The organism is Chthoniobacter flavus Ellin428, from assembly GCF_000173075.1.
Lineage (GTDB): Bacteria > Verrucomicrobiota > Verrucomicrobiia > Chthoniobacterales > Chthoniobacteraceae > Chthoniobacter > Chthoniobacter flavus.
Window position 1 is genome coordinate 47,136 of record NZ_ABVL01000013.1, and the last position, 22,192, is coordinate 69,327.

20 protein-coding genes, 1 tRNA gene and 3 pseudogenes are annotated in these 22,192 nt (G+C 60.1%); 16 read left to right on the plus strand and 8 right to left on the minus strand.

Going from position 1 to position 22,192, the window contains the following annotated elements; genetic code table 11:
- Window positions 1-40: 40 nt before the first annotated feature.
- Window positions 41-535 (minus strand): cyclic nucleotide-binding domain-containing protein, encoded by a 495-nt coding sequence (locus tag CFE428DRAFT_RS19745; RefSeq protein WP_006981394.1) that lies wholly within the window; start codon window positions 533-535, stop codon window positions 41-43.
- A 99-nt stretch (window positions 536-634) separates the two neighbouring features.
- Here CFE428DRAFT_RS19745 and CFE428DRAFT_RS19750 point away from each other — a divergent pair, with 99 nt between their 5' ends.
- From CFE428DRAFT_RS19750 to CFE428DRAFT_RS19760, 3 genes are all read left to right on the plus strand, one after another.
- On the plus strand, window positions 635-1,210 hold the full coding sequence (locus CFE428DRAFT_RS19750; protein WP_006981395.1) for a YbhB/YbcL family Raf kinase inhibitor-like protein: 576 nt from the start codon (window positions 635-637) through the stop codon (window positions 1,208-1,210).
- A 169-nt stretch (window positions 1,211-1,379) separates the two neighbouring features.
- The gene (locus CFE428DRAFT_RS19755) at window positions 1,380-2,612 is read left to right on the plus strand and encodes an amidase (protein ID WP_237705528.1); all 1,233 of its coding nucleotides are present in this window, start codon (window positions 1,380-1,382) and stop codon (window positions 2,610-2,612) included.
- A 124-nt stretch (window positions 2,613-2,736) separates the two neighbouring features.
- A complete protein-coding gene (locus CFE428DRAFT_RS19760) occupies window positions 2,737-2,931 on the plus strand; it encodes a hypothetical protein (protein ID WP_006981397.1) in 195 nt (64 codons plus the stop codon).
- An 82-nt stretch (window positions 2,932-3,013) separates the two neighbouring features.
- Here CFE428DRAFT_RS19760 and CFE428DRAFT_RS19765 read toward each other — a convergent pair whose 3' ends face one another.
- Window positions 3,014-5,506 carry a CBM96 family carbohydrate-binding protein gene (locus CFE428DRAFT_RS19765; protein ID WP_006981398.1) on the minus strand — a complete coding sequence of 831 codons (2,493 nt, stop codon included), beginning with the start codon at window positions 5,504-5,506 and terminating at the stop codon, window positions 3,014-3,016.
- A gap of 124 nt (window positions 5,507-5,630) precedes the next feature.
- Between CFE428DRAFT_RS19765 and CFE428DRAFT_RS37585 the strand changes: the two genes are divergently transcribed.
- Complete coding sequence (locus tag CFE428DRAFT_RS37585) at window positions 5,631-5,861, plus strand: hypothetical protein (RefSeq protein ID WP_157447578.1); 231 nt, start codon at window positions 5,631-5,633, stop codon at window positions 5,859-5,861.
- A 29-nt stretch (window positions 5,862-5,890) separates the two neighbouring features.
- On the opposite strand, the gene CFE428DRAFT_RS39940 is transcribed toward CFE428DRAFT_RS37585, so the two are convergent.
- The 4 genes from CFE428DRAFT_RS39940 to CFE428DRAFT_RS19785 all read right to left on the minus strand — a co-directional run bounded on the left by CFE428DRAFT_RS39940 (window position 5,891) and on the right by CFE428DRAFT_RS19785 (window position 8,524).
- Window positions 5,891-6,037 carry a hypothetical protein gene (locus CFE428DRAFT_RS39940; protein WP_237705529.1) on the minus strand — a complete coding sequence of 49 codons (147 nt, stop codon included), beginning with the start codon at window positions 6,035-6,037 and terminating at the stop codon, window positions 5,891-5,893.
- Between the two features lie 244 nt (window positions 6,038-6,281).
- Window positions 6,282-6,356 (minus strand) — tRNA-Val (locus CFE428DRAFT_RS19775).
- A 168-nt stretch (window positions 6,357-6,524) separates the two neighbouring features.
- Window positions 6,525-8,306 (minus strand): SGNH/GDSL hydrolase family protein, encoded by a 1,782-nt coding sequence (locus tag CFE428DRAFT_RS19780; RefSeq protein ID WP_006981400.1) that lies wholly within the window; start codon window positions 8,304-8,306, stop codon window positions 6,525-6,527.
- Window positions 8,261-8,524, minus strand: a complete 264-nt coding sequence (locus CFE428DRAFT_RS19785; RefSeq protein ID WP_006981401.1) for a hypothetical protein — start codon at window positions 8,522-8,524, stop codon at window positions 8,261-8,263. Before CFE428DRAFT_RS19785 ends, CFE428DRAFT_RS19780 begins: the two co-directional genes overlap by 46 nt.
- Before the next feature lie 215 nt (window positions 8,525-8,739).
- Between CFE428DRAFT_RS19785 and CFE428DRAFT_RS19790 the strand changes: the two genes are divergently transcribed.
- Window positions 8,740-9,045: a hypothetical protein gene (locus CFE428DRAFT_RS19790; protein WP_006981402.1), complete on the plus strand. Its 306-nt coding sequence runs from the start codon at window positions 8,740-8,742 to the stop codon at window positions 9,043-9,045.
- 626 nt (window positions 9,046-9,671) lie between these two features.
- Here CFE428DRAFT_RS19790 and CFE428DRAFT_RS19795 read toward each other — a convergent pair.
- A complete protein-coding gene (locus CFE428DRAFT_RS19795; protein ID WP_006981403.1) occupies window positions 9,672-9,905 on the minus strand; it encodes a ferredoxin in 234 nt (77 codons plus the stop codon).
- Window positions 9,906-10,055: 150 nt separating this feature from the next.
- Here CFE428DRAFT_RS19795 and CFE428DRAFT_RS34065 point away from each other — a divergent pair, with 150 nt between their 5' ends.
- The 3 genes from CFE428DRAFT_RS34065 to CFE428DRAFT_RS19810 all read left to right on the plus strand — a co-directional run bounded on the left by CFE428DRAFT_RS34065 (window position 10,056) and on the right by CFE428DRAFT_RS19810 (window position 13,401).
- On the plus strand, window positions 10,056-10,988 hold the full coding sequence (locus tag CFE428DRAFT_RS34065) for a helix-turn-helix transcriptional regulator (protein ID WP_006981404.1): 933 nt from the start codon (window positions 10,056-10,058) through the stop codon (window positions 10,986-10,988).
- An 88-nt stretch (window positions 10,989-11,076) separates the two neighbouring features.
- Window positions 11,077-12,111: an L-threonine 3-dehydrogenase gene (gene tdh / locus CFE428DRAFT_RS19805; RefSeq protein ID WP_006981405.1), complete on the plus strand. Its 1,035-nt coding sequence runs from the start codon at window positions 11,077-11,079 to the stop codon at window positions 12,109-12,111.
- A 42-nt stretch (window positions 12,112-12,153) separates the two neighbouring features.
- Window positions 12,154-13,401, plus strand: coding sequence for a DUF3472 domain-containing protein (locus tag CFE428DRAFT_RS19810; RefSeq protein ID WP_006981406.1), 1,248 nt, complete (start codon window positions 12,154-12,156; stop codon window positions 13,399-13,401).
- A 26-nt stretch (window positions 13,402-13,427) separates the two neighbouring features.
- Here CFE428DRAFT_RS19810 and CFE428DRAFT_RS41195 read toward each other — a convergent pair whose 3' ends face one another.
- A complete protein-coding gene (locus CFE428DRAFT_RS41195; protein ID WP_042725394.1) occupies window positions 13,428-13,913 on the minus strand; it encodes a Uma2 family endonuclease in 486 nt (161 codons plus the stop codon).
- A 24-nt stretch (window positions 13,914-13,937) separates the two neighbouring features.
- Here CFE428DRAFT_RS41195 and CFE428DRAFT_RS41200 point away from each other — a divergent pair.
- The 8 genes and pseudogenes from CFE428DRAFT_RS41200 to CFE428DRAFT_RS19840 all read left to right on the plus strand — a co-directional run bounded on the left by CFE428DRAFT_RS41200 (window position 13,938) and on the right by CFE428DRAFT_RS19840 (window position 22,180).
- Window positions 13,938-15,150: pseudogene (locus CFE428DRAFT_RS41200) on the plus strand (glycine C-acetyltransferase).
- Between the two features lie 64 nt (window positions 15,151-15,214).
- Window positions 15,215-16,594: an L-serine ammonia-lyase gene (locus CFE428DRAFT_RS19825; protein WP_006981409.1), complete on the plus strand. Its 1,380-nt coding sequence runs from the start codon at window positions 15,215-15,217 to the stop codon at window positions 16,592-16,594.
- A 126-nt stretch (window positions 16,595-16,720) separates the two neighbouring features.
- Window positions 16,721-17,305, plus strand: a complete 585-nt coding sequence (locus tag CFE428DRAFT_RS19830) for a MarC family protein (protein WP_006981410.1) — start codon at window positions 16,721-16,723, stop codon at window positions 17,303-17,305.
- Between the two features lie 241 nt (window positions 17,306-17,546).
- Window positions 17,547-17,819 (plus strand): annotated as a pseudogene (locus CFE428DRAFT_RS41205) (c-type cytochrome domain-containing protein); the annotation flags it as partial.
- 500 nt (window positions 17,820-18,319) lie between these two features.
- Window positions 18,320-18,643, plus strand: coding sequence for a DUF1549 domain-containing protein (locus tag CFE428DRAFT_RS41210; protein WP_420196890.1), 324 nt, complete (start codon window positions 18,320-18,322; stop codon window positions 18,641-18,643).
- Between the two features lie 1,060 nt (window positions 18,644-19,703).
- A pseudogene (locus CFE428DRAFT_RS41215) lies at window positions 19,704-19,796 on the plus strand (hypothetical protein); the annotation flags it as partial.
- A gap of 112 nt (window positions 19,797-19,908) precedes the next feature.
- The gene (locus CFE428DRAFT_RS41220; RefSeq protein ID WP_420196889.1) at window positions 19,909-20,367 is read left to right on the plus strand and encodes a DUF1553 domain-containing protein; all 459 of its coding nucleotides are present in this window, start codon (window positions 19,909-19,911) and stop codon (window positions 20,365-20,367) included.
- A 325-nt stretch (window positions 20,368-20,692) separates the two neighbouring features.
- Window positions 20,693-22,180: a DUF1501 domain-containing protein gene (locus CFE428DRAFT_RS19840; protein WP_006981414.1), complete on the plus strand. Its 1,488-nt coding sequence runs from the start codon at window positions 20,693-20,695 to the stop codon at window positions 22,178-22,180.
- The last annotated feature ends 12 nt before the right edge of the window (window positions 22,181-22,192 follow it).

Sequence of the window (22,192 nt, forward strand, 5' to 3'; positions counted from 1 at the left end):
CGCGAGTGATAGCAGGCTCGCGTGACTTGCGAAGAGAAATTCACACCAACTTTGCGCTGCGCGCCGTGGCCTCGAGCAGGAGCTGATCGGTGAAATGGAGCCGGCGCGCGAGCTCCCGCGCGAGGTTCATCACGAGCAGTGCAAAGAGTTCCAGATCCTCGTGTTTCAGTTGAATGAGCGCGCGCTTGGAAAGCACCATGACCTCGCTATCGGTGGCCGCACGGGCCGTGGCGGTGTGGCAGTGCATGGACAGGAGCGACGCTTCGCCACAGCACTCGCCGCAGTGCAGTTCGTGTTTGTTGATTGTCACGTCGCCATCCGTGATCTGGATATCGATCTGGCCATTCTTGATGATGTAGATCGCCGACGGCTCGTCGCCTTTTTGAAAAAGAAGATCCCCCTCCTCCACCTTCCAGAGTTCCAGACGGCGAAAGACACCTTCCCTTTGAGAATCGGTGACGCCACCGAAAAGTCGCAACTGGGAGATGATCTCGCTGACCGATTTAAAATCGGTCAATGGTGCGGTTCGAATCATCAGGGGTAATATAGAGAGGTTCCCATAAATACAAAGCAGGGAAAGGGCCACATCCGAGGAGAAGCTGGATAATAGACGTTTTGGTGCGATGCTTTATTCATGACTCGAACGACCGAAGCTTGCGTCGTCTGTGGAGCGGCGCTGTTTTTTCTCTGTGCTGCGCTCGGATACGCCCAGCAACCGGCCGCCAAAACTCACGGCACGGGCTCGGCCATGAGTGTCACCAGTTCCGCCTTTCCGGCGGAGAGCATGATTCCCTCCAAGTATAGCTGTGAAGGCGGGAACGTGTCGCCGCCGTTGAGCTGGACAAGCGTGCCAACAGGCACGAAAAGTTTCGCGCTGATCTGCGACGATCCGGATGCGCCGGGCGGCACATTTGTTCATTGGGTGTTGTTTAATCTGCCGGCCGGTGTGACGGCGCTCACGGAAAAGACGGCAACCACGGCGATGCTGCCTAATGGTGCGCGACAGGGGATCAATAGTTTCGACAAGGTCGGCTACGGCGGGCCCTGTCCGCCGGAAGGCAAGCCGCATCACTACTTCTTCAAGGTCTATGCGCTCGACGCCAGTCTGCCGGTGAAAGCGGGAGCGACGAAGAAGGAAGTCGAGCAAGCGATGGAGCATCACATTCTCGCCGAGGGCCTGCTGATGGGGAAGTACCAGCGGAAGAAGTAGAGCGCGGACGGATAGGGGGATGGGAAGAATAGGAATGATGGGATTCCCATAACTCCGATTCTTCCTATCCATCCCATTCGCCTCCAGCGGTTTTCGCGAGCGCATACGCCTGAATAGGCCGCCTGCAGCGATTCTACTGCGTATGCAATGTTTTGTAGTCCGCGCGCTCTTGTGCACGGTTCTTTTCACCGGCTGCACTCTCGTTCCGCGCCTCCACGGAGATCGCGCCTTCATCGATTACTGGCCGCCGGCGAAGACCGGTCAGTTAACCCTCGCCGTAAAAGACAACATCGATATGCAGGGCGTAGTGACCACGGTCGGCTCGCGCTTTCTGCTCAAGCACGCTCCGCCCGCGAAAAAGGACGCCGCCTGCCTCGCCATTGCGCGCCAGCGCAAAGTGCAAATCGTCGGCAAGACGAATCTGAGCGAATTCGCCGTCGCACCCTCCGGCTTCAACGAATATTTCGGCACGCCGGAAAACCCGCTCAGCCGAGGCTGGCCGCGCCGCGTTCCCGGCGGCTCCTCGTCCGGCTCCGCGGTCGCCGTCGCCAATGGCAAAGCCGAGGTGGCTTTCGGGACCGATACCGCGGGTTCGGTCCGCGTGCCCGCAGCTTGCTGCGGAATCGTGGGTCTCAAAACTACCCGTCACCTCATTTCACTGAAGGGGGTATACCCCATCGACCCCATCGATCTCGACACCATTGGTCCGATGGCGAAAGACATTCAGCGGACGGCGGAGGGCATGGATCTTTTGGAAAACGGATTCATGGCGCAATACGCGGCGGCCAAGGTAGCCAGGCCACGCGCTCAAGGCATTCGTGTCGGCCGACTATATCTCAAGGGAACCGACGCAAAAATCGACGAGGCGATCGATCGTGCACTGACTCACACCGGGTTTCAAATCGTCCGTCTCAGCGACTCCTTCCGCGACCGATGGGAGCAGGCGAAGAAGGATGGGGACACGGTGGCCGCGGTAGGCATCTGGCAGAGCTATCAGGAATACGGCAGCACCGTGGGCATTAGTATGCGCACGAAGAATGGTATGCTGCTGGGGCACAGTCTCTATGGTGAAAAATATCGCGAGGCCCTGGCTCGCAAGGCGGGCTGGCAGAACGCGCTGCGGCAGACTTTGCAACGGGTGGATTTCATCGCGTTACCCACTTTGCAAACTACTCCGCCGCGAATGACGGTTGACCTGCGAATCGGGCTTATGGACACGCGCATGCTTGGCTTGCAAAACACCGTGCCGGTCAATCTCGCTGGCAACCCGGCCCTGGCTCTGCCGGTGCCGTTGGAAAACGCGGGCTTCCCAGTGACGAGCCTGGAATTGATCGGACGTCCGAAAAGTGAAGCGGCGCTGCTGAACGCGGGGCGGTTGGTTGAGGCGGCTTTACAGCGGTAAGCAATTGCCCGCTTTTAACTCAGAAAATTACCGGATTCGGACATCAGGGAACGGAGTTCGGGCAGGGGTGAAGAATTCGACAAACATCCACCATTTCACGAACCGGCGAACCATAGGCATACCTATGAAAACCTACATTGCGATCCCGGCCTTGTTTGTCCTCTGTGCCTTCGGCACCACCAAGCTCAATAGCGCCCCTGTGACCAGCGCCAGTCACCCTACGGCCAAGGAATGTTCGGACTGCGGCTGTAGCGGACCGACCAAAGGCGGAGGCTGTCCCGACGAAAAGGGCAAGACCTGCAAGTGCGGCAAGAAGTAAGCCGAACCTAAACGCCAACTCCACGACGGAGGCATGAGCGCCCGTCGTGGAAATAAGCGCACGGCTATCCCAAGCGCGGCGACTATGGCGCGCTGGGAGCCGGGATGGTCGTCGGTACCGTCTGGTGGGTTTTCAGATAGTATTCCCCGTCGCCCACCCACTCCAGGTAAGCCGTGCTCGGGATCGTACCCGGAGCGGATCCTTCGTCATAATTGAGCACGCGAATCGCCTGCGTAGGGATGCCATTCACCGACGCGGCGGGCATGATGCCGGTGCCTTCATCAAACTCATCGAACATGGCGATGAAGAGCGAGTTGATGGTCGCGCCAGTGCCCTGCTTCACGATCGCCCCGGCGGCTTCATACTGCTCCCACAGGAAGCCTCCCTGGCGGCGTGGCAGCGTGAAGCCCGCCCCGCTGGTCTCGTTTTGGTTGCTGGTGCCGGGATAGACACATGGCAGGTATTTTCCGGGGAACAGATTGACGTCTCCCTGCCAATGACCAGTGCTGGCCTTGCTCACGCCACTGACCGTCGTGTAATGGCCCACTTCCCAGGGCAGGTAGCAATCGAGGCTTTCGATCATCGATCCCCACGCGGGATCATTCCCCGCGTCCGTGGCCCAGTTCCATTCGCCGGATCCGACGATGTAGGCCTGATACTTCCCGGGGGTATGGAAGTAACTGATCAACGCATTGGCCACGGCGGTTTGCCCGAGTTGATGGTTGGTGTTGTTGTAGAAAAATCCGAACACCGCGACGACGGGCAGTCCGTTGTGGTGGAGATAGGCGGGGCTATTGGTGACGCCGCTGTCGACCATGCTCTGCCAGTGATTTTCGACGATGCTATCGACCGTGGAGGCGGGCGTGCCGGAGCAATCGTATTCCAGCGCCCATACTCGCCCGGTTTGCGCCGCGGCATTCTGGACATAAGTCTGCACCTGCGTGATATCCGTGTAGCCGCTCGGATAGTGTCCGCCACCAGGGAGATAGTTGGCAAATTTTTGCAGGAAGACGCCGTCGATGTCGTACTTTTCCATCCAGGCGAAATGCCGCAGCACGGTGCGTTGATTGTCGGCGCTGTAGAGATTGGCCGTGGTGCCGTCCGGCAGAGTCATGCCCGGCGTGCTGAATTTCTCGGCGGCGCTGTAGAGGCTCATGTCCGGCCAGAAATCCACGTTGAGATTGGTGCCGGTGAGCGAAGTGCCGCTATGGCACCAGTGCGCCCAGGCATTCGTCGGATCGCCCACGCAACGGAACCAACCCTGGTAGCCCGCGACTACTTTGTTATCGAAGCTGGTGGCGTCGGCGTGCTTGATCGTGACTTCCAGATAAGGTGCGGTCGTGGGACCGCCATCGGCCGGAGCGAAGGCAAAGTTGGTTTGATGGCCGTCGCCGTTGGGCAAACCGGATTGGTGGATCTGGAGCTTGAAACAAATCGCCGTGTTGCCGGCGTCCACTTGCTGCTGGACGAAATCGGTTACGTCGAAGGCTTTCCAACCGACCTGGGCCGTACCGTCGAGGACATCACTGACCAGCAGCGTGCCGCCGGAATAATCCCCCATCGCGGCCCCTGTCGCCGAACCGCGGTTGCTGTAGCCGTAGAGATCGACGGAGTAACTGGTCGCGCTGTTACCTCGTAAATACATCATCAGGGTGACGTTGGCCGCGGCCTGGATCGAGCTGACATTGGCACTGCTCGCGGAGAAGGGCACATAGACGTGACAGTTGTTGTTATCGACTCCCGATTCGCCCACATTCAGCACTGCGCCCCCGGGCGTTCCGAGGCTCGTGTCGCTGTAGAGATTGCAGTCGGCGAAGGAGGCGCCCACCGTGGCGACGGCGACCAGCGGCGCCAATTCGAAGCCGTTGAGGATGGCGATGGTGTTGCCGTTGTTCAGGCCCGTGCCTTGGATCGTGACGGCGCCGGTCGAGTCGGCCGTGACGATCAACGTCGTCGTGAAATGGTCGTTGCCTTCGGGATCGGCTGGGAAGTTGTAGGCTTTCACATAATTGATCGAGCCCGTCGCGGCGGCGGCGCCACTGCTGAAGTCCGTGTAACTCACACTGCCGCTGTAACTGTTGTCGTAGCCATACAGGGTCATCGAATAATGCCCGTTGGGAACGAGACCGGATACGGTGAGCCAGAGATAGACTCCCGTTCCCACCCTTTCCCCGGCGAACGATTCGTAGAGCGCGCCATTCGTGAAAGCCCCGGAATTCGCCGGACCGCCGCGATCACGCACGATGCTGCTGGCGGTATTGCTCGACGCGCTGGTACCACCGGTCATCTTCACCGTGAGTGATCCCGAGGGACAGACGCTCGCATCGGCATTGGCAAAGGTTCCGGAAATGGTCTGCACCCCATCCGTCGCGCTGGTGGTAACGTGATAAAAGCTGGGCTGCTGAGGACTCGAGGTCAGGCCGAATTCAACATTCACATTGGCCCGGGCGGTGAAGCCACACGCCAGAAGGACAATAAGGCAAAGCAACCAGATGCTGGGACGACGCAGGAACTGGCGATGGGTGATCGATACGACAAGACCACGAGGGAAGCCGATGGAGGAGAGTCGGTGCATTGGGAGGTTCTCTTTGGGGGTTGAGAGTGCGGGCGGAGGATCCCGCCGGATGCGGCAGTCCTCCACTCGATGACAGCGCGAATCTTATCCCTCCGTCCGGGTGACGGTATCCCCTAAAGCGGGGATGAACTCACCAAAAGCTGGCCTGCTCGGTGGGCGACTCATCCAGGCCAGCCACGGCATCGCGCTCTTCATCCCGCAATCCGCCCCACCATTCCTGCGCTTCGCGTTCCGAATACGCGAGGATCTGAAAGCTCTGCTTTCTCCAGCGTACTTCAATCGCACACGAACCGACCTCATCAGCACGGCAACGAATCCAGGGAACGCGAATGACTTTCATCGACTGACCATTTGACCAAGTGGCCGGCTCCAACGCACGCGGAATCAAACCATCGTCTCAAAAATCACTGTTCCAGTCGTGCTGTAGACCGTGAGTGGGGACTCGCCGGTTTCGCTCAATTCGCGCGCTGCTTCCAGCGCCGCCAAAATGCTGTCGAATTCGCGGACAGCAGCGTCGCCAACGATCTTCAACGAACATTTACAATCTTGATGGCAGTATATCTGAAAATGCACGTGGGGGCATTTTTGCTGATTCGAGGCGACATTTCAACCATTCTTGTAAGTAAAACTATGTATAAAATTGCTGGTTTTTCAGACTTTGGCCCTCATTGCGCCCAGTCCCAAGAGGCAAAACCAGGCCACGGAAAGAGAGAAGCGGGGGGCCAGACGGCAGCAAATTGGAGGCAGAAAAACCACCCCTACAGAGAAAAAAAGGTGGTGCGCGGTACAGGGTTCGAACCTGTGACCCCTACCGTGTCAAGGTAGTGCTCTACCGCTGAGCTAACCGCGCATGGGTGAAGCGAGGCGGGGAAAGTAGGCGCACGACCGTGGCGTGGCAAGCACACTTTTGGAGGAAAAATTACGGGGCGCCATTTCGCGCGTTTTAGCACTGCATTTCGGACGGACCGGCCTGGCTTTGCAACGGACAGCGGGGGAGAAAAGCGCCGGCACCGGGCGGTTATTTCTCCGGTGGTTCGTAGACGTAGAGGCTTTCGATCGTCACTTCACCGTCTCCGTTCGTGACGAGTTCCAAGGTGTGCTTTTGATTCGGTAGATTGCGGGCCAAGGGCTCGACGAGTTGCCCGGGCGGTTCCGCCTGGAAGCTCACGGCGCCGGCCGCACTGCGGAAAACATCGAAGCGAAAGGTGTCGCCGTCGCTCACTCCGTAATCCACGGGCTGGCCCTTTTTCTCTACGCGCCCCTGCCGCCAGAATTTCGGATCGAGGTGGATCTGGCCGGACTTGCTGGTGAAAGGCGCGGCGAGGTTGCCGGTTCCATCCGGCCCGGTGGCGCTGCCCTCGAGGCGATAGTCGCCGCTGTCGCTGGTCATGGTGATCATCCACGCTTGCGGCACGGGATTACTCCTCAGGTCCACGGTGTGCGGAATGCGCCAGGCGTGCGCCTTGTTTGGCTGAATGTAATTCATCAGAAACACCGGCGCCTGCTCCGCCGGCGCGCCGTCGATGAACACTTTGACCGAACCACCACCCGCGGTTTTGCGACCAATCAGGTCGATCTGCGTGCCGGTGAAAGTGACTTTCAGCCGGGCGCCGGCGGCGCTGCTTTGCACCGTACCGTTCGTCGTGGTCCATTGGCCTGAGAGGCTCACCTCCTCGGTGGCGCTTTTGGTGGGAGGCGCCACCGAGAGGCGGCGCTCGCGGGATTCGGGTTTCCCGGTCGCCTGGCTCGATTCCACGAGGTGGGCGCTCACGTTGTCCCAAATGCGAATCCGCCCGTGCATGTTCTGGTGATTGTGATCGGCGAGCAGATCGTCCGGCACCAATCCCGCCTGCTTGATGTAGTCCGCCATCTCGCGGCGACTATCCACAAACTCGGCGCCGTGCTTTTCGCAAATCTCGCGCACCTTGTCCCACGGCACACCGGCCCCGTGCTCGATATCCTCCGGCGTCATGGTGCTGTCGGGTTTGAAGTGCAGCGAGGGAATGATGATGTCCGCCGTGGTGCGCCGGCGGATGTCCGTGAGCATGGCGTCGAGCCCCTCCAGCGTGCCACTGGTGTAGCTGAAAATGAGATCGGGCTCCTCGGCGGCCACAAATTGCCGGATCCAGCCATCGATGAATTCCCATGGCTCGCCGGGGCCACCGTGCTTGCGATAAATGATCTGCGGCGCATGCGGAAAGCGCTCGCGAATGGCGCGAACCAACTCGGAGCCATCGCCCTCGCGATCCGTAAAACTCGACCCGAGCGCCCAGATGACAAACGGCTTTCCCGGGATGCCAGCCTTGCCTTCCCACTTCGCCACGGAAAGCGCGAGATTCTTTCCATCGCCGGGCTGCGACTTCGCCATGTAGGAGGGGAAATTTGCGCGCTCGGCTTGATAGGCCGCCTTGATCTCCTCGTCCGTAACCGTGCGCAGGCGGACATCATCGAGGCTCACGAATAGCCCGTCCGCGCCATTCTCCCGCGGGCTGATATGCACCTGCACCGTCTGGCATTGCGCGGGCACCATGAAATAGAAGCCCTCCTGGCGCCATTCACCGTGGGTATCGAGCGGGAAGTCCTGATAAAAAATCGGCGTATGAATCGTGGTGAAGCTGGGCTCACGCTCGTCGGAGGTGAAGGAAATCGTCGTCCACGGATCCATGGCAGTGTTGATCCAAAAAGAAAGCAGGCAGGGCATTCCGGGTTGCACGGCTACGGTCGGACTGTTCAGCCCCGAATTCTTTTTCGCCTTCAGCCGGAAATACGCCTTTCCCTCCGGCGCATCGCCGGAGGCCACGATCTCTCCCCCACCCTGCCCCAACCCGCGGGAAGTCTTTCGCCGGCTTCGAAGTTACTTTCCATCAAGACCGTGGTTCCCATCGGCTCGGGAAACGCCTGGCGGCTGAGGCAGCGCAGCCCCGCGCGATCTTCCGGCGGCGAGCCACCGGCCCCCATCGCATTCGATAACAGCGAGGGCATGATGGCAATCAAACCGGCGAGCAAACGAGTATTCATGATAGTGGAGTGCTCTGATGACTGCCCAGACACGAAAGCCTTGGATTTAAAAACTTCCGCAAGCACGTAAACATGCCGCAACCAGCTCGCCTTCAGGAGTTTGAATCTCAACGGATCCTGCTCATTCTTCCGCGAAACGCCCCGAGTAACATGCAGGCGGCACGGGATGTGCGAATGTAGAGGTATCCGGGAGGCTCCGGCTTTTCGGCGCGAACATGAACCTCTACGTCTCTCCGCACGACGCGGCGATCGCCGCGGAGCGCCAATGTCCGCACTGCCGCGGGAGCGGACGGCGGCTCGATTTCATGGTTTCGGGGATGCGTGTGATCGTGCCCTGCGCCTGCCCCTTGGGCGAAAACGAGACGACCATTTGCGAAATCGGCAACCCGCACGCGCGCAATATCCACGACCCGTCGCAACACCGCCGGCCATCCAATATCCTCGGCCGGCCCAAAACGGCCGCCGCCTATTGGAGCCGAGTGCGACCGCAAGAGGAAGTGCTCAAGGGTTTGAAATTCTAAGAGGGCGTCCCGAAAGTCGAACGGGGGGATTTTTGACCACGGATTTCAGGATTTGAGGGATGAGACGAGCCGACGCGGATTTCTGTAATCCGTGCAATCCGTAAATCCGTGGTCCCTCCTCCCCTCACATTGAATTTCGGCACACTGTCGCGTTTTGACTTAAACTGTCGCCGGGCATCGTCCCGAGAAACTGGGGCAAATTAAACGCAGAGAACGCAGCGCGGCACAGCCGCAGCCAAAAGGGGAGCCACGAACATTCGAAAAGACAGGGAAGGGAAAGTGCCCCGCGAATCACTCGAATGAAGCGAATGATCTGTCCTCATTCGAGTGATTTGCGTGATTCGCGGGCCCAAAATTCTACGCGCCGTGCGGACATTTTCATGGTTAGCACTGCAGAGAACGCGGAGGGCCGCAGAGGGAGAAAAGGAGGAAGGAGGAAGGATGAAAAAAACGCGTTACCCGATAGCGAGTGTCGATCTCCAAAAACCGCGTAGCGCACTTCACTTCATCCTTTTGTTTCCTCCTCCGCGGCCCTCTGCGTTCTCAGCGTCCTCTGCGCTTAAACTCAGCCGTGGCGACAGTTTTGTCTAAAATGCGCTAAACGATTTGGTTCGCGCAGCGGTGGATTATTCTCCGTCGTTCCCAATCGCGTTTTGCGGACAAATCCCCTCGGCATTCTGCGCCGCCGCCTCTTCCTCATCCCCCTCCGGCTGTTTGAAAAAATAGACGTAAGTCTCGTCGTCGTTGTATTTCAGCAACTCCGGCGCCTCGTCGAGGCACACGCGGCAGGGCGTGCAGGTATCATCCACATACCATGGTCCCGGAACATTCTCGTGCAATTTATGTGTCTTGTCGGCCATGGGGCCGCAGGACTAACCGATTTCGCCCTCTCTGACAATCCGATTATCCGCGCTTTTAGATGTTTATAGCTTTTTTCAGTAAGTCGGCTACAAACACGGTGCCAGCCGGGCTTGTCCGCCTTTCCACGGCTGCCAACCCCGCATAGGAACGTGAAAATATCCGATAGCAAGATCACCCAGAACCTCCGGCGCCTGATGCGCGAAATCCACGAGCCGGCGAGCCTTTTCTCCGGCATGACGATCCAGCAATCGCTGGCCCCGGAAAACATCATCATCTTCAAGCGCACGGATACCACGCTGCTCAAGCCCGAGGGCGTGAGCGTGAATTTTCACCACCGCTTCGAACTGGTGAGCGTGCTCGATACCGCCGCCCCGGCGCGGATCGATCGCACGACTTACGATCTGCATCCCGGCGAATGCGCGCTCATTTTCCCGAATCAATTTCACCACTTCATGGACGTCTCGAAGAGCCATCTCGACTGGCTCTTCATTACCTTCGAGTTGAAGAATCACGACGCCATCCGCTCGCTGCAAAACTCTCCGCGGGTGCTCGATCCGACCTGCCTCGAGTTGCTGAACAACATCGTCCAGGAGTTCGTGCACCCGAAGAACGCCGCCCACGATACCCTGGAGATTTCCTATGCGCTGTCGCGCGTGCTCTTGCACTTGCTCGATTGCCCGCCTTTGCCGACGGATCGCCGGGACATCCACTCCAGCGACGACGTACGCGATGTCATCCTCGAGAGCATCAATAAATACGTCCGCGCCAATCTCGGCCGTGCCGTCACCATCGCCGATATCGCCGGTGAGCTGGGTTACAGCGTGAGCCATCTGCGTGCCGTTTTTCGCGATCGCCTCGGCGTGAGCCTCGGCAAATACATGCGCGAATCGCGTCTCTCGGAAGCAGCGCAGTTACTCCAGTCTTCGGGACTCAATGTCTCCGATATCGGCGAACGCTGCGGCTTCGAGTCGCTCTATGCTTTCTCGCGCGCGTTCCGCAAAGCCTACGGCATCCCACCGCGCACTTATCGCCAGCTCGTGCAGGAAGGCGGTCCTTTGCCCGTCTCGGGTAAGAAGAGCTGAGTTTCCTCGGTCCGCCCGATGTTTGTCATAAATGGATAGTTATCTTGCGAATTAGACAATTTCGCTGGTAGTGGACTGGTCACTTTCCATGAAAGCACTCGTCAAAGCGAAATCCGAACCCGGCCTCTGGCTGCAAGACGTCCCCGAACCGCAGTGCGGGATCAATGACGTACTCATCCGCGTCGATCGCACGGGGATCTGTGGCACTGACCTCCACATTTACAAGTGGGACGCGTGGGCGCAGAAAACGATTCCCGTGCCGATGGTCGTCGGGCACGAGTTTGTCGGCGAGATCGTGCAGGTTGGTGAGAATGTGAGTGACTTCTTCCCCGGCGAAATCGTCAGCGGCGAAGGCCACGTGGTCTGCGGACGCTGCCGCAATTGTCTCGCTGGCCGCCGCCATCTCTGTGCGCACACCGTGGGCGTGGGCGTGAATCGTCCCGGGGCTTTTGCCGAGTATCTTTCGCTGCCGATGACCAATGTCTGGCATCATCGCCCGGGCATCGATCTCGACGTCGCGAGCATCTTCGATCCACTCGGTAATGCTGTGCATACCGCGCTGAGTTTCGATGTGCTCGGAGAGGACGTGCTGATTACCGGCGCCGGTCCGATCGGCCTGATGGCCGCGGCCGTGGTGCGCCACGCGGGCGCGCGCTATGTCGTCATCACGGACGTGAATGAGCATCGCCTCGAACTCGCCAAAAAGATGGGCGTGGACGTGGCGCTGAATGTCACCAACGGCTCGCTGGCCGAAGTGCAGAAGCAACTCCAGATGGCCGAAGGTTTCGACGTAGGCCTGGAGATGAGCGGCAATCCCGCCGCTTTCCGGTCGATGATCGATAACATGGCGCACGGCGGCAAAATCGCCATGCTCGGCATCCCGAGCGAAGACATCGCCATCGACTGGAACAAGGTCGTCTTCAATATGCTCACCATCAAAGGCATCTATGGCCGCGAGATGTACGAGACATGGTACAAGATGAGCGTGATGCTCCAGAGCGGGCTCGATATTTCCCCAGTCATCACCCACCGCTTCGGTGCGGATGAATTCGAGAAAGGTTTCGCCGCGATGAAGTCCGGCGAAAGCGGCAAAGTCATTCTCGACTGGAAAGTCTTCCGCTGATTTCCGGCCCGCCGGAAACAGTCCCGTCCCCCATAACATGCAATGAAAACGCTCAGCCTCCTCGCGTCCATCGCGCTCGCTTCCACCGCGTTCGCCGAACTCCGTGTCCCCGCCTCCACCGCCTATCTCGACCCAGACCCCAATGGGGCGAAAGTCACCAAGGAGGGAATCTCCGGCTGGACGAATCCCCAGATCACGGTCTCGTGGTTTGGCGAGATCAAGACTCCCGGCATGCTCGATGCCTCCGTCGCGCTGCACCTTCCGCCAGGCACTAACAGTCGCTGGCGTCTGACCGTCGGCACGCAGGCACGCGAAGCGCAGGCCACCGGCAAGGGGCAACCGGTCACCGTCAAATTCGGCACCTTCCATATCCCGAATGCCGGTTACGTGAAGTTTCAGCTCACCTCGCTGAATCCCAAGGACAAGCCGGCCGGGGATCTCGATGCGCTCGTCCTCGACGGCACGGCGACACAAGGCGCGCACTTCAATCTCGATCCACGCCGCAACGCCGCGAGCGTACACTTGAAATACGAGACGCCCGCCAATGGCGAAGTCGCGCTCTTCTACAACGAAGTCACCGCCGTCACCGATCCGGTCGCGACTTACTATATGGCCTGTGGCTTTGCGCGCGGCTATTTCGGCATGCAGGTCAATTCCCCCACCGAACGCCGCATCATTTTCTCCGTGTGGGACAGCGGCTCGGGACAAACGGCGAAGAACCGCACCGACGTCTCGGATGAAAATCGCGTGAAGCTGCTCGCCAAGGGCGAGAACGTCGTGGCCAGCGATTTCGGCAACGAAGGCACCGGCGGCCACTCGCATCTCGTCTACAACTGGAAGACCGGCCAGCCGCAGAAGTTCGTGGTGACGGCCAAAGCCGAAGGAGATCACACCGATTACACCGGCTACTGGTTTCAACCCGAGCAACATGTGTGGAAGCTCATCGCCAGCTTCCGCGCCCCGCGCGACGGCAAATGGCTGCGCGGCCTCTACTCCTTCAGCGAAAACTTCGGCGGCTCAAATGGCCACCTGCAGCGCAAGGCGCTCTTCGGCCCGCAATGGATTCGCCTGGCTGATGGCAAATGGCAGGAAATCACCGAGGCCAGCTTCAGCCACGACGGTACTGGCAAGGAAAACCGCCTCGATCGTTTCATGGGCGTGGAGAGCGGCCGCTTCTTCCTCTCCAATGGCGGCTTCGTTCCCGGCTCCACGAAATACGGCGACAAATTCACCCGTCCAGCCAGCGGGCATCCGCCCGAAATCCAATTGCCCACCGTGACCTCGAATTGACCCGCTCTATGCCCGCGCTGCGCCGACTATTTTCCAATCGACTTTACCGACGACGGAAACTTCGGCGCCAATTTCGATTTCGCCATTTCGCCGCTCGCATTGAAAAAGCGAATACGTCCTTGTTTGTCACACAGCCAGTATTCGAGCGCCCCTGCGGCCAAGTAGAGATCCTTTTTGTAAAGCATCTCCTTCACCGTATTGGACGGGGAAAGGACTTCGACGCAAATTTCGGGCGCGATCTTGCAACTGAAGTCCTCGGCAACTTCCGTCCAACGTTTCCGCGAAAGCCAGACGACATCGGCTTCCTTCGTTCCGTCGCTGGTTTCCACTGCACATTCCACCACAATTTCCCCCTGCGGAAGATGTCGACGCAACAACTCGCCGATACGAAACTTGTATACTCCGCAATAGTTGGCGGTCGGGCTCATGACAATTTGCCCCTGGCCGTTCAGCTCAATCTTGTACGGGGCGTCCTCAAAGCGCTTGTCTTTACAGAGCTGCTCCCAAGTCATCAGCCACTTCAAACATAAACGATCATGGTTGAAAAGTTTCGGAACCACCTTCTCCAGCAACTCACCGACATCCGCACCGCCGGCCTCTATAAATCCGAGCGGATCATCACCACGCCGCAGGATGCCCACATTCGCGTCACGTCGGCGACCGGCACCGCGGGTCCGGAACGCGAGGTCCTGAATCTCTGCGCAAATAATTACCTTGGTCTGGCCGAGCATCCCGAGGTCGTCGCCGCGGCGCATGCCACGCTGGATCGCTGGGGCTACGGACTTTCCTCGGTGCGTTTCATCTGCGGCACGCAGCAATTGCACAAGCAGCTGGAGGCGAAGATCAGCGAGTTTCTCGGTACCGAGGATACGATCCTCTATTCGTCCTGCTTCGATGCGAATGGCGGTTTGTTCGAAACGTTGCTCGGCCCGGAAGACGCGATCATATCCGATGAATTGAACCACGCCTCGATCATTGACGGTGTGCGGCTTTGCAAGGCGCAGCGTTACCGCTACAAAAACAACGACCTCACCGACCTGGAAGCGAAGCTGCGCGAGGCGGCGGAGAAAGGCGCGCGCTTCAAGATGATCGCCACCGATGGCGTCTTTTCGATGGATGGCTACATCGCCAATCTCCGCGGCATCTGCGATCTCGCGGAGCAACATGGTGCGCTGGTCATGGTCGATGATTCGCACGCCGTCGGTTTCATGGGCCGCACCGGCCGCGGCACGCATGAGCATTGCGAGGTCATGGGCCGGGTGGACATTCTCACCGGGCACCCTCGGCAAGGCGCTCGGCGGCGCGAGCGGCGGCTACACCAGCGGGCGCCAGGAAATCATCGAACTGCTCCGCCAACGCTCGCGGCCCTATCTTTTCTCCAACACCCTTGCGCCCAGCATCGCCGGTGCCTCGCTCAAGGTGCTCGAACTGCTCAGCGCCTCGACCGCCCTGCGCGACAAATTGGAGGCGAACACCCGCTTCTTCCGCGAGGCGATGAGCAAGCTCGGCTACACCATCCTGCCCGGCACCCATCCCATCGTGCCCATCATGCTCGGCGAAGCCACCCTCGCGCAGCGCCTCGCCGAAGCCATGCTGCAGCGCGGCGTCTATGTGGTCGGCTTTTTCTATCCGGTCGTCCCGCAGGGGAAGGCACGCATTCGCACCCAGATCAGCGCCGCCCATTCCCGCGAAGACCTGGAATTCGCCGTCCAGGCCTTCGCCGAGGCCAAACGGGAGTTGGGAATTTGAACTCTGAATCCATGTCATCCCTGGCCCGATTTATGGTATCTTCTGCATGCAGTTAGCAACGTGCATGAACCTCTCCGTCCTCGAGTTCTACACCATCGGCATCGGGCCGAGTAGTTCACATACCGTAGGACCGATGCGGGCCGCACACCGCTTCGTCACGCGCTTAAATGAAGCTGGAGCGCTGGAGAAAACGACTCGCGTTGAGGCGCACTTGTATGGCTCACTCGCCCTCACCGGCCGCGGACACGGCACTGATCGCGCGGTCATTTTCGGGCTGGAAGGCGAAGCGCCGGAAACCATTGATGTGGATTCGATGGTCCCGCGCCTCGAGGCAATCCGCGCGCAGCACCGCCTCAAGCTCGGCGGCAGCAAATCCATCGGCTTCGATGACCGACGGGACTTGCAATTTCATCGTTCTGAAGTGCTACCGATGCATCCAAACGGCATGCGTTTCGTCGCCTTCGACGCCGCGAATACCGAACTGCTCAGCCGTACTTATTACTCAATCGGTGGCGGCTTCGTGGTGAACGAGAACGCCGCGCAACGCGATGAGTTGACCGCCGATCAACGCGAGCTTCCCTTCCCCTTCCACACCGGTGACGACATGCTGCGCATGGCCCGCGAATCCGGATTGAGTATCAGCGAAATGACCCTGCGCAACGAAGCCGCGTGGCGCCCGGAAGCCGAAACCCGCGCTGCGCTGATGCGCGTCTGCCGGGCGATGCAGGAATGCGTGGAGCGCGGCTGCCACGGCCAGGGCGTGCTCCCGGGCGGGTTGCGCATTCCGCGGCGGGCGCCGGTCATTTACCAGGAACTCATCACTCATCCCGAAGCCGCCTTGCAGGATCCACTCACCGCGCTCGATTGGGTAAGCCTGTGGGCCATGGCGGTAAACGAAGAAAACGCCGCCGGCGGACGGGTCGTCACCGCGCCGACCAATGGCGCTGCCGGCATTCTTCCCGCCGTGCTGCACTTCCTGATGCGTGTCCAACGCGTGACCGACGAAGACAAGCTCGTGCGCTTCCTTCTCACCGCCGGCGCGATCGGCATTCTTTACAAGCTCAACGCCTCCATCTCCGGTGCGGAAGTCGGTTGCCAGGGCGAAGTCGGCGTCGCTTGTTCCATGGCCGCCGCTGCCTTGTGTGAAGCGCTCGGCGGCACCGTGCCACAGGTCGAGAACGCCGCAGAGATCGGCATGGAGCACAATCTCGGCCTGACTTGTGATCCGGTTGGCGGCCTGGTGCAGGTCCCATGCATCGAGCGCAACGCCATGGGCGCGGTCAAGGCGATCAATGCCGCGCGTCTCGCCCTGCGCGGCGACGGCACACACCGCGTCTCGCTCGATCGCGTCATCGCCACCATGCGCCAGACCGGCGCCGACATGAGCACGAAATACAAGGAGACCTCGCGCGGAGGGCTGGCGGTGAATGTCACCGAGTGTTGAGCGGGGTTTCTTAATTTTTAATCCTTAATCCTTAATCGTTAATCCTTTTTCGAACGCGCCGGGGATTAACGATTAAGGATTAAAGATTAAGATCAAGAAGCCGCCGCCTCCTTTCCACCACCGCCGATGGACATCATCTCCGCCACGATCCTGCTGCTCACCATCATGGATCCGCTGGGGAACGTGGCCAATTTCATCTCGGGCCTGCGCAGTGTGCCGCCGGAGCGCCGCTTGCGCGTCATCGCCCGGGAACTCGTCATCGCCCTCATCATCCTGCTCGTCTTTCTTTTCTGCGGACGGTGGATCATGTCGTTGCTGCATCTGAAGGAAGAAGCGCTCTTCATCAGCGGCGGCATCGTGCTCTTTCTTATCGCCCTCAAGATGATCTTCCCGCCGAGCGTGCGGGAACGCGATGAGGTCGCCCTCGAACCCTTCATCGTGCCCCTGGCCACTCCCCTCATCGCCGGGCCCTCAGTCCTCGCCACCTTGCTCGTGCTCGTGAGTTCGCAACCGGAAGCCATGGGACGCTGGCTCGCTGCTCTGCTCACGTCCTGGGCCATCACCGCCGCAGTCCTGTTGCTTTCACCGGCCATCTCCCGCGTGTTGAAACAGAAAGGATCCATGGCCGTCGAACGCCTTATGGGCATGCTCCTCGTCATGATCGCCGTGCAAATGTTTCTCAACGGCTTGAAGCAATATCTCCAATCCTAGCCGCTAGTTACGCATACGCGTAGCTGGCCCGATAGGGCAATCCTGCTAATACATGCCACCTTTCAGGGCATCTCCCTGAGCTCCTTCTTGATCATGAGTTTTCGGTTCTCCCTCCATCCTCAAAACGCGCCGCCTTCCAGGCACATCCCGGCATGCCTTTTCAATCGCGAGTTTTCGCTACAGACCCCTCACCCAAAACGTGGCCACTTTCTTTTGCCCATCCTTGGCTCGTTTCCTGACCATGAGTTTCCGCCGATCCCTTTTCCCTCAAAACCGCGCTGTCCGTCTCCTCGCGACCAGCCTATTTCTCGCTGCTGTTGGACATGTCCCAGCCGCTCACGGAGAGAAGCTCCAGTTCAATCGCGACATCCGCCCGATCCTCTCGGACAACTGCTTCGCCTGCCACGGTACGGATTCCAAAAAGCGGGAAGCTGGCCTGCGACTCGACATTCCGGAAAGTGCCTTCAAGGCGAACGACGACGGCGACATCGCCATCACTCCGGGCGACATCGCGAAGAGCGAAGTGTGGCAGCGCATCATCAGCGATGACAAGGACGACATGATGCCGCCGCCCAAGGCACACAAGACGCTGACCGCCGGGCAGAAAGACACGATCAAGCACTGGATCGAACAGGGCGCCAAATATCAAAAACATTGGGCCTTTGAAGCACCGCTGAAGCCGCCGGTGCCCGAACTGCGATCTCCGAACTCCGATCTTCGAAATCCCATCGACGCCTTCATCGACGAACGTCTGCAAAAGGAGGGTCTCACGCCCTCGCCCGAGGCGGATCGCGAGACGCTGCTCCGCCGTGTCACTTTCGACCTCAGCGGCCTGCCGCCCACGCCTGCCGAGACCGACGCTTTCCTCGCCGACAAATCGCCCGACGCTTACGACAAGGTCGTCGATCGACTGCTCGCCAACCGCCATTACGGCGAGCACATGGCGCACTACTGGCTCGACCAGGCGCGCTACGGCGACACGCACGGCCTGCATCTCGACAACGAGCGCTCGATGTGGCCATACCGCGACTGGGTCGTCGACGCTTACAATCGCACCTCCCCTTCGACCAATTCACCATCGATCAGGTCGCCGGGGATCTCATTCCCAATGCGACGCGCGAGCAGATCATCGCCAGCGGCTTCAATCGTTGCAACGTCACCACGAGCGAAGGCGGCTCCATCGATGCGGAAATACGTCTTCCGTTACGCGGTGGACCGCACGGCCACGACCGTAAACACCTGGCTCGGCCTCACCGCGCAATGCGCCGTGTGCCACGACCACAAGTTCGACCCCATCTCGCAAAAGGAGTTTTACCAACTCTATTCCTTTTTCCATAGCACCGCTGATCCGGCGATGGATGGCAACAAGCTGCTCACCCCGCCCATTCTCAAGCTCACCACCCCCGAGCAGGCCAGGAAGCTGGCCGAATCCGAGGCGAAGATTTCCAGCACGGAAAAGGCGATCAAGGATGCGCTGACCAAGGTCGAATACACCGATCCAGCAACCGCGCAGCCGCGCCCGCCCATCGAGGAAAAGGAGACCGTGTGGCTGGACGATGACTTTCCTGCAGGCGCCAAGCCGCAGGTGGCCGGCGATCCCATCAAATGGGTCACCGCCGAGGAAGGCCCGGTCTTCAGCGGCAAGCGTGCGCTCAAGCGCATCGGCAAAGGCATGGTGCAGGACTTTTATTCCGGCGGCGCGGCGCCGCTTGAAATTCCGCCCGACGGCAAACTCTTCGCCTACGTCTATCTCGACCCAACCGATCCGCCCAAAGCCGTGATGCTCCAGTATCACAAGGGTGACTGGCTGCATCGCGCAGTGTGGGGCGATTACGAGGCCATTCAATTTGGCAAGGCCAACACCACCGAGCGCGTGAACATGGGCGCGTTGCCGAACACCGGCCTCTGGACCCGCCTGGAAGTCGACGCCGAGAAACTCGGCCTCAAGCCCGGCGATCTCATCACCGGACTCGCTTACACGCAGTTCGACGGCACGGTCTATTGGGACAAGGCCGGGGTCAGCGGCCGCATCGACCCCGCGGCCAATCCCACGACTTCGCAACTGGCGTGGGAAAAGCTGCACGATGGCAAGAATACGCCGGAGCTTCCCGCGGACATCAACAAGATCTTCCGCGGCACCGGCCGCAACGCACGCAACGAGGCCCAGAAGAACGCGCTCCGCGATTACTACCTCGCGAACGTTTACGCCGGGGCCAGAGCCACCTTCGAACCGCTGGACAGGGCACTCGCCGAAGCGAAGAAGGAGCGGGATGGCATCGACAATGTCGTTCCCGCCACGCTCGTGATGGCCGACATGCCGCAGCCGCGGGATAGCTTCATCATGATCCGCGGCCAATACGACAAGCCCGGCGAGCAGGTGCACAGCAACGTGCCCGCAATGTTCCCGCCGTTGGCCAATGCGACGAATCCCACGCGGCTCGATCTTGCCCGCTGGCTGGTCGCGCCGGAGAATCCGCTAACTGCACGGGTGACCGTAAACCGGCTCTGGCAGCAATTCTTCGGCATCGGCATCGTCAAGACTCCGCGGACTCGGCTCGCAAGGGGAACCGCCGAGTCATCCCGAGTTGCTCGATTGGCTGGCGGTGACCTTCCGCGAATCCGGCTGGGACGTGAAGGCGCTCGTCCGCCGCATCGTCACCTCGGCGACCTATCGGCAATCCTCGGCCGCTTCCTCGGAGCTCTGGAAACGCGACCCGGAAAATCGCCTCCTCGCCCGCGGCCCGCGCTTTCGCCTGGATGCCGAGGAAATCCGCGACAACGCGCTCTACGTCAGCGGCCTGCTGGTCGACAAGGAAGGCGGCAAAGGCGCGCGCACCTATCAGCCGCCGAATATCTGGGAACCGGTCGGATTCGTCGGCAGTAACACGCGCGAATACAAGCAAGACCACGGCGAAGCGCTCTACCGCCGCACCCTCTACTGCTTCCTCAAGCGCACCGCACCGCCGCCGTTCATGACGACCTTCGACGCGCCGTCGCGCGAACAATTCTGCACCCGCCGCGAGCGCAGCGACACCCCGGTTCCAGGCGGCTCCAGCTCATGAACGACGTGCAGCACTTCGAAATCCGCCCGTGCACTCGCCGGCCGCATCCTCACCGAAGGCGGCGAAAGCTCGCCGGCGCGCATCACCTGGGCCTTCCGCACCGTCGTCGGCCGGCACCCGAATGATCACGAGACGCTCATCATCTGGAGCGCCCTCGAGAAGCACCTCGCCCGTTATCAAAAGGATCCCGCCGCCGCGAAAGCCGCAGTGCACAACGGCGAATCCACTCCGCCCGCCAACCTTCCCGAACCCGAGCTCGCCGCCTGGACGCTCGTGGCAAATCTCCTGCTAAACCTCGACGAAACCGTCACGAAGAACTGACGCCATGGACCCACTATTCCAACACAAACTGCTTCAAACCCGCCGACAATTTTTCGGCACTACTGGTCTCCGGCTCGGCGGTCTCGCGCTCGGCTTGATGGGGGCGCGTTCCGGATTGTTTGGTGCAACTTCCGCCAATCCTCAGGCGGCTCCGATTACGAAGATTCATCCCGCTCTCGCCGGGTTTCCTAACTTCGCCCCGAAAGCAAAACGCCTCATCTATCTCCACATGAACGGCGCGCCGTCGCAGCTCGACTTGTTCGATTACAAGCCGCGGCTCGCGGAGCAATTCGACAAGGATCTACCGGATTCCATTCGCAACGGCCAGCGCATCACTACCATGACCAGCGGTCAGACGCGTTTTCCCGTGGCGCCGTCCATGTTCAAGTTCGCGCAGCATGGCAAGTGCGGCACTTGGGTCAGCGAGCTTCTGCCGAAGACCGCGGAAATCGTCGACGAAATCGCGCTCATCAAATCGGTCAACACATCAGCCATCAATCACGATCCGGCATGCACTTTCGTCATGACCGGCAGCGAGATTCCCGGCAAAGCCAGTCTCGGCTCGTGGCTCTCCTATGGCCTCGGCAGCGAGAGCAATGACCTGCCCGCCTTCGTCGTCCTGACGCCGAACTGGTCCTCGAAAGCCAATGCCCAGGCGCTCTTCACGCGGATGTGGTCGAGCGGCTTCCTCGCCACGCGTTATACCGGCGTCGCGCTCCGCGCGGTCGGCGATCCCGTGCTCTACATCGACAATCCCGCGGGCGTGAATCTCAACGATCGCCGCACCATGCTCGATGCGTTGAACCAGCTCAACGAACTGAATTACCAGCGCTTTTCCGATCCGGAAACACAGACGCGTATCGCGCAGTACGAGATGGCCTTTCGCATGCAGAGCTCCGTGCCCGATCTCACCAATCTCGAGACCGAGGACGCCGCGACGCTCGAGCTATACGGCCCCGACGTGAAGAAGCCCGGCTCTTTCGCCGCCAGTGCGTTGCTCGCCCGGCGTCTCGCCGAGCGCGGCGTGCGCGTCGTGCAAATCCTCCATCGCGGCTGGGACCAGCACAGCAATCTACCCAGCGAAATCCGCGCCCAATGCGGCGATGTCGACCAGGCCACTGCGGCCCTCATCAAGGATCTCAAGCAACGCGGCATGCTCGAGGATACCCTGGTCGTTTGGGGTGGCGAATTTGGCCGCACCGTGTATTCGCAAGGCAAACTCACCAAGGACAACTACGGCCGCGACCATCACCCGCGCAATTTCTGCATGTGGATGGCCGGCGGCGGCGTAAAACCCGGTATCGTCTATGGCGAGACCGACGACTTCTCCTACAACGTCGTCGAGAACCCCGTACACCTGAACGACCTCAACGCCACGATCCTGCAGTGCATGGGCATCGACCACCTGCGCTTCACCTACAAGTTCCAAGGCCTCGACCAGCGCCTCACCGGCGTGGAACCGGCCAAGGTGGTGAAAGATATCCTCGCGTAAATTGATTCCCGG

Excerpts from the sequence above, each read along its gene's own strand:
- CFE428DRAFT_RS19745 (WP_006981394.1), bottom strand. The coding sequence starts at position 535 with ATGATTCGAACCGCACCATTGACCGATTTTAAATCGGTCAGCGAGATC.
- CFE428DRAFT_RS19750 (WP_006981395.1), top strand. The coding sequence starts at position 635 with ATGACTCGAACGACCGAAGCTTGCGTCGTCTGTGGAGCGGCGCTGTTT.
- CFE428DRAFT_RS19760 (WP_006981397.1), top strand. The coding sequence starts at position 2,737 with ATGAAAACCTACATTGCGATCCCGGCCTTGTTTGTCCTCTGTGCCTTC.
- CFE428DRAFT_RS19765 (WP_006981398.1), bottom strand. The coding sequence starts at position 5,506 with ATGCACCGACTCTCCTCCATCGGCTTCCCTCGTGGTCTTGTCGTATCG.
- CFE428DRAFT_RS37585 (WP_157447578.1), top strand. The coding sequence starts at position 5,631 with ATGAACTCACCAAAAGCTGGCCTGCTCGGTGGGCGACTCATCCAGGCC.
- CFE428DRAFT_RS19785 (WP_006981401.1), bottom strand. The coding sequence starts at position 8,524 with ATGAATACTCGTTTGCTCGCCGGTTTGATTGCCATCATGCCCTCGCTG.
- CFE428DRAFT_RS19790 (WP_006981402.1), top strand. The coding sequence starts at position 8,740 with ATGAACCTCTACGTCTCTCCGCACGACGCGGCGATCGCCGCGGAGCGC.
- CFE428DRAFT_RS19795 (WP_006981403.1), bottom strand. The coding sequence starts at position 9,905 with ATGGCCGACAAGACACATAAATTGCACGAGAATGTTCCGGGACCATGG.
- tdh (WP_006981405.1), top strand. The coding sequence starts at position 11,077 with ATGAAAGCACTCGTCAAAGCGAAATCCGAACCCGGCCTCTGGCTGCAA.
- CFE428DRAFT_RS19810 (WP_006981406.1), top strand. The coding sequence starts at position 12,154 with ATGAAAACGCTCAGCCTCCTCGCGTCCATCGCGCTCGCTTCCACCGCG.
- CFE428DRAFT_RS41195 (WP_042725394.1), bottom strand. The coding sequence starts at position 13,913 with ATGACTTGGGAGCAGCTCTGTAAAGACAAGCGCTTTGAGGACGCCCCG.
- CFE428DRAFT_RS19825 (WP_006981409.1), top strand. The coding sequence starts at position 15,215 with ATGAACCTCTCCGTCCTCGAGTTCTACACCATCGGCATCGGGCCGAGT.
- CFE428DRAFT_RS19830 (WP_006981410.1), top strand. The coding sequence starts at position 16,721 with ATGGACATCATCTCCGCCACGATCCTGCTGCTCACCATCATGGATCCG.
- CFE428DRAFT_RS19840 (WP_006981414.1), top strand. The coding sequence starts at position 20,693 with ATGGACCCACTATTCCAACACAAACTGCTTCAAACCCGCCGACAATTT.